The organism is Butyricimonas sp. (assembly GCF_019423355.1).
In the GTDB taxonomy this organism is placed as follows: domain Bacteria; phylum Bacteroidota; class Bacteroidia; order Bacteroidales; family Marinifilaceae; genus Butyricimonas; species Butyricimonas faecihominis.
In genome coordinates, this window is sequence record NZ_JAHZBP010000011.1 from 43,362 (window position 1) to 57,773 (window position 14,412).

At 40.3% G+C, this 14,412-nt stretch carries 10 protein-coding genes and 1 pseudogene; 6 read left to right on the forward strand and 5 right to left on the reverse strand.

What is annotated here, in order from left to right; genetic code table 11:
• Window positions 1-24: 24 nt before the first annotated feature.
• From QVC79_RS14425 to QVC79_RS14445, 5 genes are all read right to left on the reverse strand, one after another.
• Complete coding sequence (locus QVC79_RS14425; protein ID WP_270593230.1) at window positions 25-3,357, reverse strand: SusC/RagA family TonB-linked outer membrane protein; 3,333 nt, start codon at window positions 3,355-3,357, stop codon at window positions 25-27.
• A gap of 122 nt (window positions 3,358-3,479) precedes the next feature.
• A complete protein-coding gene (locus QVC79_RS14430) occupies window positions 3,480-4,640 on the reverse strand; it encodes a FecR domain-containing protein (RefSeq protein ID WP_124317596.1) in 1,161 nt (386 codons plus the stop codon).
• A 73-nt stretch (window positions 4,641-4,713) separates the two neighbouring features.
• Window positions 4,714-5,295, reverse strand: coding sequence for an RNA polymerase sigma factor (locus QVC79_RS14435; protein WP_270593229.1), 582 nt, complete (start codon window positions 5,293-5,295; stop codon window positions 4,714-4,716).
• A gap of 107 nt (window positions 5,296-5,402) precedes the next feature.
• Window positions 5,403-6,683 carry a cysteate synthase gene (locus tag QVC79_RS14440; RefSeq protein ID WP_270593228.1) on the reverse strand — a complete coding sequence of 427 codons (1,281 nt, stop codon included), beginning with the start codon at window positions 6,681-6,683 and terminating at the stop codon, window positions 5,403-5,405.
• Window positions 6,684-6,859: 176 nt separating this feature from the next.
• Complete coding sequence (locus QVC79_RS14445) at window positions 6,860-7,957, reverse strand: SIR2 family protein (protein ID WP_087420533.1); 1,098 nt, start codon at window positions 7,955-7,957, stop codon at window positions 6,860-6,862.
• A gap of 887 nt (window positions 7,958-8,844) precedes the next feature.
• On the opposite strand from QVC79_RS14445, the gene QVC79_RS14450 reads away from it, so the two are divergent.
• From QVC79_RS14450 to QVC79_RS14470, 6 genes and pseudogenes are all read left to right on the forward strand, one after another.
• Window positions 8,845-11,871: a PL29 family lyase N-terminal domain-containing protein gene (locus QVC79_RS14450; RefSeq protein WP_270593227.1), complete on the forward strand. Its 3,027-nt coding sequence runs from the start codon at window positions 8,845-8,847 to the stop codon at window positions 11,869-11,871.
• A gap of 32 nt (window positions 11,872-11,903) precedes the next feature.
• On the forward strand, window positions 11,904-12,125 hold the full coding sequence (locus QVC79_RS14455; protein ID WP_270593226.1) for a hypothetical protein: 222 nt from the start codon (window positions 11,904-11,906) through the stop codon (window positions 12,123-12,125).
• Between the two features lies 1 nt (window position 12,126).
• Complete coding sequence (locus tag QVC79_RS14460) at window positions 12,127-12,738, forward strand: hypothetical protein (RefSeq protein WP_270593225.1); 612 nt, start codon at window positions 12,127-12,129, stop codon at window positions 12,736-12,738.
• Window positions 12,739-12,742: 4 nt separating this feature from the next.
• Entirely contained in the window at window positions 12,743-13,441 is a 699-nt protein-coding gene (locus QVC79_RS14465; protein ID WP_270593224.1) for a hypothetical protein, read from the forward strand.
• Window positions 13,442-13,891: 450 nt separating this feature from the next.
• Window positions 13,892-14,134, forward strand: a complete 243-nt coding sequence (locus QVC79_RS17825; protein ID WP_431833118.1) for an ISAon1 family transposase N-terminal region protein — start codon at window positions 13,892-13,894, stop codon at window positions 14,132-14,134.
• Window positions 14,100-14,222: pseudogene (locus tag QVC79_RS14470) on the forward strand (DDE transposase); the annotation flags it as partial. The gene QVC79_RS17825 and the pseudogene QVC79_RS14470, both read left to right, overlap by 35 nt.
• Window positions 14,223-14,412: the final 190 nt, after the last annotated feature.

Sequence of the window (14,412 nt, forward strand, 5' to 3'; positions counted from 1 at the left end):
CTGACCTATTTATTTCATAAATAATTAAAACCGGGCTTGTAAACCAATACTAAAATTACGGGCAAACGGATAATCAATACCTCTTTCCTGTTTCACTGTCGAAACCCGGAACACATCGTTCATATAGAATAAGGCTTTCAATCGCTTTAATCCGATTTTCTTCATCCAAGGCATTTTAAATTCATACGACAAATTCAAGGTGGACAACTCCAACCAATTATTATCCTCGATAAAACGGGATGTCGGTTTGGTCACACTTGTCGCATTTGCGGTAGCACCACCGATAAGTTTCGTAAACATCACCCGGTCACCCGGTTTCTGCCAACGTTCCTCAAATACACGTCGATCAACATTCTCCCGCAAATCCGCATCCTGCACTTTATCCACTAACGTCTGATTGTAAATTTGTCCCCCATAACTGTAACGGAAAATGACATTCAACTGAAGTCCTTTCCACGCCAAATTTGTCCCGAACGTACCTTCCAAATCTGAATCCGTACATCCCCCAATTACATAATTATCCGTACTCCAAGTTGTCACGATATCTCCATTCACAGCCTGAAACAACTCGTTTCCTGTTGCCGGGTCCACTCCCAATGACTGATTTACCCAAATAGAATTCATGGATTTCCCTTCAACATAACGAACTTTAGGACGATTTGACTCTTTACTTTTAGATCCGGACATCGTGTCTTCATCCTGATTGTCATTATACGCACGTAAAGCATTCGAAATCTTCAGTAGCTTATTCTTGTTATGTAAGGCTGTTGCGTTCACACTCCAATATAATTGCTTGGAAAGATTTTTCACCAACGCCACGCGCAGATTCAACTCGTACCCGTAATTCTTCACCTCGCCCAAGTTATCCATATACGAATTGAAACCCAAAGAAGGCGGTAAAGTCACAGTAGTCAACACATCTTTGGATAATTTTATGTAATAGTTACCCGTGAAATTAATCCGTTCATCCCACAAATCAATATCCACTCCATAATTTTGTTGCAACGTGCGCTGCCACCCTAATTTTTCGTTTCCCAAAGCCATCACTTCGGCTCCCACCGTATGGTGATAACGCTCTCCCGTCAAATACTTATAAGTCGTCATCGCCTGATAAGGATTGTAATTCTGGCTACCTGTCAAACCGTATGAACCGCGAATCTTCAACCGATTGATAAAAGTTACGTTTTTCAGAAATCCCTCGTTATGCAAATTCCAACCTAAACCCACAGACCAAAATGGAGCCCATCGCTTGTCAGAACCAAAACGAGAAGATGCATCTTCACGAAAAGAAAGATCCAACAAATAACGTTCATCATAACTGTAATTCAAATTACCCAAAAAACCTACTAAACGAGAAGTATATTCGTCTCCAGCCGGAGAACCGTCTTTCTCGTATTGTGTTGCAAAACTGATATAATCCAAATTTTCATTCGGAAATCCTTCCGTCTTTACCGTAAATTCCCTTGTCACACTCTCCTGAAGATTCCAACCTAAATTAGCATTAATCACATGCTTTTCCAATTGATAAAAATAGGTCATTACCAAACTGGCATCGTAACTGTAATTCTCCCCGCGACTTCCAACATAAGATCCCCGACGATCAAAATCATCGTCCTCATAATCCGCAAAATCCGTATGCTTGGCTGGCTTAAAATTATCCTTATATGTATTTTGATGTGTAAACGAAAAACTCCCTTTTAACCGCAATCCATCCATAATACTCCAATCCACCCCGAAATTATTCGTCACGTCATTGTATTTCTCCTCATCTGTCGTATTCAATGTCGTATTATACAACGGATTATAGTAATCTTTCCCTAATCCGCCACCACCGATCGGAACATATTCATCAACTTTATAAATATAGTTACCATCATCATCCTTATACCGTACGTAAGGATTACGTTTCGTGTAAACACTAAACGAGCCATAAGGAGAATTTATCGCCTTTACATTCGAATAAGTCAAATTATTCCTAAAAGTCAGATTCTTATAAATATACTGTAACTCCATTCCCAAAGCCAAACGACGACGACCGGATTCTTTCATTACTCCCGGTGTATTACTATACCCCAGTTCAATTCCATACCGGATATTGTCATTACCGCCATCCAAACGTAATGAATGTTTATTAGCCACGGCCACGGCATCCAACGGCTTATCCAACCAGTACGTGTCATACCCCCTCTCGATATTCGCCAACTTCTCGTTATACCACTTATTCAACGTGAGTTGTTGATTCACAGACTTAGACGTGTACATCCCCGCTAACTTTTCAATTTCTAACTTCTCGACCGCATTACACACGTTATAATCACTCAAATCGGCAATATAAAACGAGGCATCTACATTATAACTCACCTGCATCTTACCGTTCGCCGGGGCATTGGTCGTGATAACCACGACTCCATTGGAGGCTCGCGATCCGTAAATTGCCGTTGCTGCCGCATCCTTCAACAATGTAATAGATGCCACCCGGTAAGGGTCCATGTCATACACCTTCTCTGCCGTCGTTTCGAACCCGTCAACGATAAATACCGGCGTGTTCGGGTTTCCCTCGTATTCACTCTCGATCCCGGAAATACTCCCGGCTCCCCGGATCTGGAATTCAGGAACCACGTTCGGGTTCGAACCGGCCAGATTATTATCTATTTTCATGAAAGAAGGATCAACATTTTGTAAAGCTGTCAGGATATTTTGATTTCCCCCCATCTGCAACTCCTCTGCCGTGATGGTCCGGGCAGCCCCGGTAAAACTATTTTTTGCCTGCGTATAGTACCCGGTAACCACGACGTCCTCTAACTCACTTATCTCCTCCTCCATCACCACATCAATCTGTGTACGTTTTCCAATCACCTCTTCTTTTTGTTTCATCCCAATCATTGAAAACACTAGGGCATTATTTCCTACCGGAACCGCCAACGTATACTTCCCGTCCACGTCCGTCACGGTGCCTAACTTCGTGCCTTTGATAATCACGGTCACGCCCGGTAAAGGTTCCTTCTTTTCATCCGTCACCTTACCCGTAATCCGGTTCTCTTTCTTCTCTTGATCGGTAGTCTTTTTTTGAATAATAATCACGTTCTCCTTAAACAAAAATGACAACCCGGTATTTTCCAGACATTTCTCCAGAACATCCCGCACCATAGTTTGACGTACATCCACGTTGATATGCTGGATAGATTGCACGTCTTCGGATTTATAAATAAACATATATTCTGTCAACTGTTCTATATTTCTGAACACTTGACTTAACGTCGCATCAGACATTTTCAAGTCAATACGAGCCTCCTGAGCGCTAATGGTAGCGTGACAGGCACAAAAACCCAAAAGCATAAAAAATGCAAGTAATTTCATTTTTCTCAACGTTTGTTGAAATTTCCGTTTTTTTCTCATAACTTTGTTTAGCTTATTATTAAATTAATACAGTGTTAGCTGAGGGGCTAACAGGTAAGGGGATGTGAGGGCATCTCCTTATTTTATTGACTCACGTAAATTGTTTTTTCAGCATAAGTGAAATGAATCCCTTTCGTTGTTTGGAGATATTCCAGAATTGTATGTACTTCCGCATACCGGTTGGAATGAAGATAAAAGCGGACATCTTTCAGTGAGGGCTGAGTGTATACCACCTTAAAATCATACCAACGGGATAATTGCCGGAAAATATCTTCCAAACGTTCGTTATTCGCAATAATTTTACCTTCTTTCCAAGCGAGGGCTGCTTGTACATCGGTTTGTTTCGTTTCTAACTTTCCGGTAACACGGTCGAATATCGATTGACGTGAAGGGGTCAACGTAACATCCTTACCCACTTCCGGGAATTCCTGTCGGATTTTCCCGGACACGAGAGTGGTAATAACCGTGTTTTCGTCATCATAAGCCTTTATATTAAAACTCGTCCCAAGTACGCGCAAATCCATGGACCTCGTGTTCACGATAAAAGGGGCATTCCCATCATGTTCCACCTCAAAATAAGCCTCTCCTTCCAAATAAACCCGTCGTTCACTATTCGAAAATGTTTCAGGATATTTCAACGAACTCCCCGCATTCAACCACACCCGACTCCCATCTGCCAAGACGAGATTAAACTCGCACCCCCGGGGAATAACGAGAGTATTGTATTCCACCTGCCCGACCATCGAATCCGATTTTGCCACGTATTCCAATCTCCCCGAATCAACCAGTTGGATATCAACCCTCCGGGATGAACGAATAATCTCCGTGTTTCGAGAGGAAATCGGGATCTCTTCTCCATCAGCCAATTTCAGAATCGGTACATTGGTCAAGGGAACAGAAACGGTGGCCAAAGTGGCAGGTTCCACCGACCGATATTTCCAATTCCAAACCATTACCCCGGACACCAGTATCACGGCAATCACGGCAGCATACCTTACAAATCCTATCTTCAAGCGATAACGACGCACCCGGCCCACCACTTGTTTTCGAGCCACCTCGTCATCTATATATTCCCACCGCTTTGCCCAACGAATCAAATCATACTGTTTCACCCTCTCCTTAAAAATTCGTTGAGCCTCCACGTCCCCGACAAGCCACTCGTTGAACTCCCGTTCTTCCTTCTCGCTTAATTCTCCCGAAAGATACTCTCGGATTCGTGTCTCTTTTTCATTCTTATCTATCATCTCGTATTTGTATTCATATTTTACAAGACAAACACGAGAATTGAAAAATGGGTGAATAACTTTCGAAAGTTTTTTAAAAATTATTTTTCTCCAAAATGAAAAATAGCAAAAGGGTATCGGAAAATTGTTGGCGTAATTGTTTCAAACCACCACTCAATAAAGTTTTCACAGTATTCACGGACACACCCAATTCCTCAGCCGTCTCCTTGTATTTTTTCCCTTCAACGACAACAGCCATTACCACCATTCGAGTCTTCTGCGGCAATTCCTCGATCGCTTTCCGAATAGCCTCGATCAATTCCTGTGAAACAGTCATCGCCTCTTCCTCCACGGCATCATACCGCAGTAATTCCGCTTGTGCAAATTCCCTCTGATCCCGAATCTTGTTCAAACAAGCGTTTTTCACGCAACGAAACAAATAAGTACTCAAGACTTCCGGGGACAACTGTCGATAAACATTATTCTTGATAAAATGGTAAAACACCTCCTGTACAATATCTTCCGGGAAAGTGCAATCATCAAGCATTGAACCGGAGAATAGCACCAAAGGCTTATAATAACGTTGGAAGAGTAATTTTCCCCCCTCGTTCATATCCTTTTGAAAAGCTGTTAATATCTCCAAATCCGACACGCCCATTGTCATCCAAATTTCCATTTATCAAGACAAACATAATGAAAAATCGAATCTTTTCACGCTGATTCAATAAAAAAATCACAATGAAAAGCCCCGTGACTTCCGTCACGGGGCTTTTATAGCGTCTATTATTTCCCGATCAATTCTCTCACCTTCGCCTTCACCATCTCCGGGTCCGGGTTTACCGGAAATACCAGATCAGGTTTCTGCATCACCGGGTTAAACTCTTTCTTGTAACGAGCCACACCGCCACCCGTAATATTCAACATAATCACGGCATCCTCCTCCACTCGCTGTTCTTTAACAGCTTGCATCAACGAGGCCAAGGCAACCCCTGCCGCCGGTTCTATATCAATTCCTTCCAATTTTTCGAATAACTTCTGTGCTTCCATCGCCTCCTCGTTCGTCACCAACAGCATATCACCACCCGTTGCCACCAACGCATCATACAATCCGCCTTTCAAAGAATACGGCGGCTTACGATTGGACAACACCTTAGCACACATCTCTTTCACCTGTTCCCGGGCAACATCCTCATCCAATGGCAACAAGGCTCGAGAACCCGCCTTCCACGCGTCGTACATCAACGAGAAAGGAGCATTTTGTGAAACCATCAATTTCATCAAATGCGAACCGAAACGCCCGTCAGCAACAAAACGTTTATTTGCCTCCCAAGCGGCAATAGCCCCGGTTCCGCTACCCACGGCCTGAAAATAGTAATCCGGGATACGCCCGATCTTTTCCACAGCCGACAAAACCGTCGTTCCCATCCCGTCACGACGAGCCACGTTCTTAGCCCCTCCCTCCGGGTAAAAAAACTCCATCTCGCATATAATATTAGACAGATGAATCGCATCAAAATAATCGCACCCGGAAGCCGAGCAAACCAGTTTCACGCAATCATTCCACGGCCCATCTGCCCAAATTGCCTCCAAATTATCTTCCGGAATACACAACAACAACGGGATATGATTCTCCGAACACACACGCCCGAAAGCCCGCGCCGTATTACCGGCAGAAGCCACCACCATGATCTTGTCATTAAAAGCATTCGTCCGAGCGCACACGCTAAACGCCTCGCATTCCTTGAACGACCCGGTTTTCATCATGGCATTCCGTTCCGGCCAATAGCCATTAAACGTGATGTACAAATTAGACAGCCCTAAATATTCAGCCAGCCCCTCGCTCTCGTAAGTCACGGGAGCGCCGGAACCTTCTAAAGTCCGGCAAATAGGCATCCAGTTAGCATACCTGTAAATACCGGGCAGATCATTTCTCACTTCGAATTGACGTTTTGCATAATTTGCATAGATCAAAGCCGCACCATCCTTATGGGGACATTCCAACTCCCACTCCTTATCCTCAAAAGTAGTCCCGCAACATGCTGACTCTAAATGATAACTTGTCATAAATTCTTTCCTTGAATTGTACATTTCTTTATATGTACAAAAATAAAGCATTCAGACCTACCATAATAGAGTATAAATACCACTTTTAAGATAAAAGTTAAAAAATAAAAGATAAAAATTACAAGTATCTCCCAAGCTCCCGCTCTTCACAACTTTTATCTTTTAGTTTTTATCTTTTAGTTTTTAGTTTTCTCCTTCACGTATTCCGGCACGGTCAGTCTCATGATGTCCCGCTCAGAGATCCGGCTCCCGAAGAAATTACGATAACGCTCCGCTTCGGCCTCCACGTTCGGAGTATTCGGATAAAGAACAACTTGTATCTCCGCATCGGGACGAATCATCCGTGCCAGCAACTGCCTGATCTCGAAATCGGCAGCAGGTAAAGAATAACCGATAAACACGATTCTCGTCGCCTCCGACAGCTCGATCGCCGCATTCTGCCACACCAGCTTGATCTGGATATTACTCAAGTTCTTTAAATACGTCGGTAGCAACAAATTACTCTGCAACTTGATCGAGTTAATCTCCGACATCCCATAATTTTTCCGGCAATGCCGACAATAGGCAGCTTTCATGATCTCGATTTCCTCGCCGAATCGCACGTACATACGCTGGCACATGGGGCATTGAAACCAGTTCATCGACCCGTGCAGTTTCAACAACTTAATATTATATCCCCCATACCCCACGGCAAGCAATCCCGGTTTAATCGTGTCGTCATTCGCTTCCCACGAACTCACGTAGCAACAGTAATCCACCACGCTCAACTTTTCCGGATGCCCGTTTTCGATGGCCCGTTTCAAGGCATGGTCGAACATCACGTCCCAGTTCGTCGTGATCACCGACACCCGATCCACTCCATCCTCCATGCGCCGCCGGGCAACTTGATTAATATACTCGGCAAACTCGTCGATATAATCACAACAAGCCCTATTTTTCTGAAAACTGTAATTTACCGCCGCCCCCATCAGCGCGTTAAACTCCTCCCGCAGTTCCACCAACCCCCGCGCACTATACCGCCCGATAGAAAGCCCATCCCAGACACAACGGTCAATCGGCGTGAAAATATCTTCCAACTGCACGTTACAATAATGATCCTCGTAAATATGCAATTCCTCCTTCAAGAACCCGATAAAATTATCCTTGGCCTTGATCAGACGCTCGTTTCCCCGTGTAAAATCTTCATCCAGAATAGTCTTGATAATCTCGTTCTGGACCAATCCCCCGGCCTCCTTAGAAAAACCCGACCCCAAAAAATAAACCGTCTTCTCCATTTATCACGTTTTGTTTTTACATCTTCACAAAAATAACATTTATCAGTTTCAAAAATATGACATCCCGGTTTAATTTCTTTTCTTTTTACAAGCACGGAAATCATGGGATTTAATAAGGTTTTCCTACCCTTAATCCTGCCTGTTATCTGGTCGTTACCTGACTGTTAGGCGGCAATTAGGCGCCATCGCCCCATTGTCGCCCGATTATCGCCCGATCATAGCCGCCATTTTAACAAACAATAAGCAAAAATAACATCGACCATATTCCCACGCCAACAAGCAACAGGCAAACTACAAACCTCCATCAATACACCCACCCCCATGTATTGCCTCGTATCATCCCTAGCATAAGGTATAATTTGCGTACCAACTTTCTCTATTTCTTTATTTCGAAAACGTTCGGTTTCAATTGTCAGATCTTATCCGGGAATCTCCACCTTTCTCATAACGATTGTTCTATAAAAGACTTCACTTTCCATCAAACAAATTTATACATAATTGACGAATTCTTACAAGCAAGAGTTTAAGGCTCACATGAAAAATTAGGTGGATCTCCATTTCTTTCTTGTTTCCATTTCCTTCTTTTCATGCAAAAATTTTAGCGACTCTAAAGAGGAAAAACTTTATATCCAGCACTCCCCTGAATTGAGTCCTGAATACTTGCAGTTTGATGTTGGAGGATTTATTCGTGTTGGGTAGTCCAAAATCTTCATCGACAAATAGGTTAACAAACTCGCACTTTTTTTATTGACGCACTTTTTGACGTTACGAGGAATAATTCAATTTCGAAAGGATAAAAATAAATTTTATGAACCATTATGAACTTGATTGGTAATTTAAACTAAAATATTTTTATAATTTATTTTTCAATATCTAAAATTATCAATATGAAAAAAATTATTTATTTATTAGTTATTTGTATTTCAGTATTCTTTGCGGGATGTAAAGATGATGATTTACAAAAACAAGTAGATGAACTGGAGCAGAGGGTTATAACTCTAGAAACTTTATGTGCCCAGATGAATACAAATATTTCATCTATACAAACGATTATTGAAGCTTTAAAGCAACAAGATTACATTACAGGGGTTAATCCAGTGGAAGAAAATACAGTGGTAATCGGGTATACAATAACGTTTGCCAAGAATAAACCAATTACAATATACAATGGAGAAAACGGGAGTTTTCTTGGTGCAAGAAAAGATTCCGATGGCGTGTACTATTGGGTATTAGATGGGGACTGGTTGTTTGATGACGATGGGGAAAAAATGCAAGTAAGTGGTGTTACTCCACAGCTCAAAATAGAAAATGGACGTTGGTTTGTTTCGATTGATACAGGTAAAACATGGAATGATGTAGGGCAAGCTACTGGAGAATCTTTTTTTAAAGAGGTAGATAATAGCGCAGAAGATTTCGTGAGATTCGTTTTTGCAGATGGTTCAGAGATACAAGTGCCTAAAAAAACAACGTTTGCAATATCTTTTTCAGAGACATTGCCAGTAAAGATTACCGCTGGAGAGACCGTGGAAATTGCTTACACGCTCTCGCAAGGAAATGAAAAGACATTAGTTAAAGCAATGACATCAAATGGATGGAAAGCAACGGTGAACAAAAAAGATAATCTAAGTGGAACGCTCTCGATCACCGCACCAACACCAATCACGGATGATGAGGTTCTGGTTTTTATCTCTGACGGCAAAGAAAAGACAGTGATGTCTGCAATTTCATTTTGTATCGTTATTTTAGAAAATGTACAAGATAACACGGTGAAAGTTGGAGGAAGTGGTGGTGATTTGAATCTAGAAGTTACTTCCAACATGGCAATACAAGCGGTCTCTAAAACTGAATGGATTGGGACAAATGAACAATCTAAAAGTAGAGCTCTTGTTACGAATAACTTTCGTTTTACAATCAAAGCAAACGAGGGAGAACTAAATCGGACTGGCTATATCGAGGTTCGAGATATCGGTGGTAAGGTTCTCAAAACAATCACGGTGATTCAAGGAAATGCATTAGAGGAAGAGATTGCGAAAGAACGTGAAGCATTAATTGCTCTTTATTATGCCACGAACGGGGATCAATGGAAAAATAACACGAATTGGTGTAGTGATAAACCTTTAAATGAATGGTATGGTGTTTCTGGAAGTAATGGGCATGTGGAAAGTTTGTTATTAAGCGAAAATAAATTATCAGGAAGCATCCCTATGGAAATAGGTAGTTTGCAAAATCTGACCTACTTAAATTTAACTCAAAATGAATTATCAGGGAATATTCCTTCAAGTATTGGGAAACTAGAAAACTTAACCACTCTTGCATTAGAAGCAAACAAACTTACAGGATCAATTCCCATAGAAATAGGTGATTTATCTAATCTTGCATTTTTACTTCTATCTCACAATGAATTATCTGGTAATATTCCTGTGGCTCTTGGTAAATTAGAGAAATTAATGAACCTTTCTTTACAAAAGAATAATTTAACTGGATCAATACCCTCTGAAATCGGAAATTTGTCCAACCTTAATAATTTAACTTTATCTGAAAATCAACTGTCAGGGAATATTCCTTCAAGTATTGGAAAATTAGAAAACTTAACAAGCCTTCATCTAGGTTGGAATCAATTAACTGGAAATATTCCTACAACTCTAGGTGATTTAATAAATTTAACAGATTTTCAATTAGGTGATAATCAATTAACAGGCAACATACCTCCTGAAATTTGTCGCTATAAAAACCTTGAAAGTTTTTATATAGGGGGTAATAATCTTACGGGCAATTTGCCAGAAGAATTTGCTAACATTATGTATGCTAATCCTGGGGTATGGGGTAATTGTTTGACAGGGGAAATCCCTATTGTAATTACAGAGCATCCCAATTGGAGTAGTAGAGCTCCATTTATTCTCCCTCAAAAAGAAGGTTATGGTCTTACATTTACGGCTTATGCATCTACAGATTACAGTGAGGATGGAAAAATCGTAAAATTACAACAAGCAACAGAGGGCAAGGGGGTAAATATCGTACTCCTTGGAGATGGATTCACAGACAGAGATTTTGCTAGTGGCAAATATGACAAAGTCATGCAGCAAGCCAAAGAAAATTTGTTCAACACAGAACCTATGAAATCTTTTCGTCATTTGTTTAACGTGTACACGGTAAAAGCTGTTTCTAAAAATAATGTATTCATTGAAGGTTATGAAACAGTCTTTAATGGATGGTTTGATGGAATTGTTAGTGCTGGGGGTGACCATGAGAAATGCCAAGAGTATGCTTCGAAAATCAATGGAATTAATCTATCAGAAACAGTTATACTTGTTGTAATGAACTCTTTAGTACATGCAGGAAGTAATTATTGGATTGACAACGGGCCAGGAATCTCCTATTTGCCAACAGAGAATGGACATGAATCTAAAGAATTTGCTCAATTGATTCACCATGAGGTTATAGGCCATGCCTTTGCCCGATTTGCTGATGAATATTGGTATGATCAAGAAGCAACTATGCCTGATTCTGAACGAGAAGTTTTAAAAGAGTCTCACTCCAAAGGATGGTGGCTCAATGTAGATATGACTAATAATCTTTCCGAGATACTCTGGAGTAAGTTTATTGTAGACGAACGATATGCAAATGAACAACTAGGAGCATACGAGGGAGCTTTCCTTTGTGCAAAAAACATTTATCGGGCGACGGAAAATAGTATTATGGTGGCAAATACGGGTGGATTTAACGCTCAACAACGAGAAGTAATTTACAAGCGAATAATGAAATTAGCTTATGGCGATAGTTGGCAGTATGATTACGAAAAATTCGTGGAATATGACGCAATTAATTGTTCCTCTATACCTAAACTTTTACGAAGGACTGCTGAAATTCCCAAAGATTTCAAACCTCTGCCTCCACCAGTAATTATTTATAAATAGTATTTATTATGTCTCACTAAAATATACAAATTATGGGATTTTTTTCTTGGTTCACGGGAGAGCCTACAATCAACGATCTAAAAATAAGGATAGAGGAGTGTAAAAGAAACATTGAGGCTGAAAAGAATAATCTAGCGAGAGCTAAGGAAAGCAAAATAAAATACCAGATTGAAGGCTGTAGAAAAAACATTGCAGCTTTACGAAGAGAAATTGCTCGTCATAGAGAAGATATTAAACGTTTAAAAGGGAAATAACATGGGAAAATTTGAAGATTCATTTAAACGGCAAGTAGGGCGTGATACGGGAAAGTTTGTTTCCAACTTGATTTTTGGAGACAAACATTCTACGCCTGTACGTGTTAGCGTACGCCAAGAAAAGATGAAACTTGAAAAAGAACGTTTTGAAAATGAACGAGATCTGGAGAGACAACGCTTGCGCAACAAACAGGAGTTAGAAAAAAAGGAATTAGAGATACAGCAAGAACACCTGAAGCAGAAGCGTTTGAACGAGATCCGTTCTGAAGTTACACAAAAGATAGAAGCCTTGGCTGCATTTGAACTTCCACTTGCAAACGATGAAATAATTAGATTGCTAACCAAGTGGGATGTTCAATTAAAATCACATTCTTTTGGAAATAATGAAGAGGGTAAAACATATATAAACCAGTATATGGATGCTTTAAAATGCAAATACCAACAAGGGATTCAGAGGCTTGTTCAGAACGGAATGACATCATCAGAAATAATGCCTTATCAAAAAACAATACAGTCTTATTACAGGAAAAAGGTCTGGAGTATAATAGGTATACCTGTTTGTTTATTTGGTGCTTTATTTTTAATTATTATACTATTAACTATATTCGATTAATACCATGTTAGAAAAACGCTTAGTAGAGCTTTGGAAAAAATACCAAAGACAAATGAGTTCTGATAAATTAAATGAGATTCTTGCAAGAGGAATTTGTTATTCAGAAGTAAAACATGCATGCCCGATACTAGTAACGGGTATAAACCCTTCATATCGACATGGAGATACAGCTTGTAACAAGGACATTAGCACCTTTAGTTACCAAAAAATTATTAGAAATGGGGATGATCATTATTTTCATGCTATAAACAAACTTTTTCCTGAATATTGGAAAGCTAAGGTAGAGTATTTGGATATATTAAATTTTAGAGAAACGGATCAAAATGTAGTATGGGACTTCTGTAAAGATGGAAATGGATTAGAGTTTGTGGCACAAAACTTGCGATTTAGCCAGTTAATGATTGAACAGGTTATACAGCCTCGGTTAATCGTGGTGAAGAATAAAAGTTCATGGGATTTGTGGGGAAAAAGTGCCACTCCTAGTGGAAATATTTGGATGGGATACAAGTTCGAATTAGAAAAATCGTTAGATTGTGGGGATTTGTGCCGTATTGTTGGTTTAGTTGATCATCCGGATAGGGTAAGCTACGATTGCTTACTAGAAACTAATTTGAAAGGGACATCAGTACTTTTTACATATCATTCTAGAGCGGGCAAAGATCCTTCTCAAGAGTTAATGCGGGAATTATGTACAAGATTATAAATTAGTGATTTGTAGACTTGATATAGAAAAAGCCAGTGGTCTAAAACTACTGGCTTTAATTAATTATTTCCGTTTATTCCTCTTTACAAGCCTAGATTTCTTTTGTCCATATAACTTGTCAGATAAAGTTGGGAAATACTTTTTTACCAACTCTCTAGCAGGAGTGTAATGTAAATGAACAGTATGAACATCGTCCACGTAATCTAACAAGTAAGTGTTGTCTAACTCTTTATCATCAATTTTCATAACTATAAATAAAAGATAAGTAAAAATAAATCTGTGGTGTCGAATTGTTATTTGTAAAAATGAGATGTTCTGTTTTGGCTCACATGAAAAATTAGGTGGAGAGGCTTCAAATATCTTATCTTTGCGTGTTTAATCAAAATAACGGCGATAAAAGAACTTCTAGATTGAATCTTACCCTGGGGGATCCTCGATTCATTCGAGGTGATGAAGGTGACGAGCGCTAGCACCCAAATCGATATATACCTTGACGATAAAAACATTTCCCCGTGCGATTGCAGTGATCAAGGTGCTTTATCTAAAAGCTTTACCGGCACGACAACCCTCCAGGATTTCCTAGTACGTGGTCGTTCCGTTTACCTTCACGTTCGCCGTCGTAAATGGCAACTTCGTTCGAGAAAGGTTACCAGCAACAAACAGGGACACGAACGCTGCCGCCGAATCATTTAACGCCAAGCTAAAAGACTTCAGGGCTCAATTCAGGGGAGTGCTGGATATAAAGTTTTTCCTCTTTAGAGTCGCTAAAATTTTTACATGAAAAGAAGGAAATGGGAACAAGAAAGAAATGGAGGTCCACCTAATTTTTCATGTGAGCCGAGTTTAACAACACGTCAGTCATATAATAAAAAAACCTTGCAAATCAGTCGATTTACAAGGTTTTCATTTGCTTTTTGTGAACTCGGCGGGAGCCGAACTCATATTTTCAATATCCTGTAAATCTGCATGTA

Bases quoted from the DNA above. Each gene is read 5' to 3' on its own strand.
- QVC79_RS14425 (WP_270593230.1), bottom strand. From the start codon at position 3,357: ATGAAATTACTTGCATTTTTTATGCTTTTGGGTTTTTGTGCCTGTCAC.
- QVC79_RS14430 (WP_124317596.1), bottom strand. From the start codon at position 4,640: ATGATAGATAAGAATGAAAAAGAGACACGAATCCGAGAGTATCTTTCG.
- QVC79_RS14435 (WP_270593229.1), bottom strand. From the start codon at position 5,295: ATGGAAATTTGGATGACAATGGGCGTGTCGGATTTGGAGATATTAACA.
- QVC79_RS14440 (WP_270593228.1), bottom strand. From the start codon at position 6,683: ATGACAAGTTATCATTTAGAGTCAGCATGTTGCGGGACTACTTTTGAG.
- QVC79_RS14445 (WP_087420533.1), bottom strand. From the start codon at position 7,957: ATGGAGAAGACGGTTTATTTTTTGGGGTCGGGTTTTTCTAAGGAGGCC.
- QVC79_RS14450 (WP_270593227.1), top strand. From the start codon at position 8,845: ATGAAAAAAATTATTTATTTATTAGTTATTTGTATTTCAGTATTCTTT.
- QVC79_RS14455 (WP_270593226.1), top strand. From the start codon at position 11,904: ATGGGATTTTTTTCTTGGTTCACGGGAGAGCCTACAATCAACGATCTA.
- QVC79_RS14460 (WP_270593225.1), top strand. From the start codon at position 12,127: ATGGGAAAATTTGAAGATTCATTTAAACGGCAAGTAGGGCGTGATACG.
- QVC79_RS14465 (WP_270593224.1), top strand. From the start codon at position 12,743: ATGTTAGAAAAACGCTTAGTAGAGCTTTGGAAAAAATACCAAAGACAA.
- QVC79_RS17825 (WP_431833118.1), top strand. From the start codon at position 13,892: ATGAAGGTGACGAGCGCTAGCACCCAAATCGATATATACCTTGACGAT.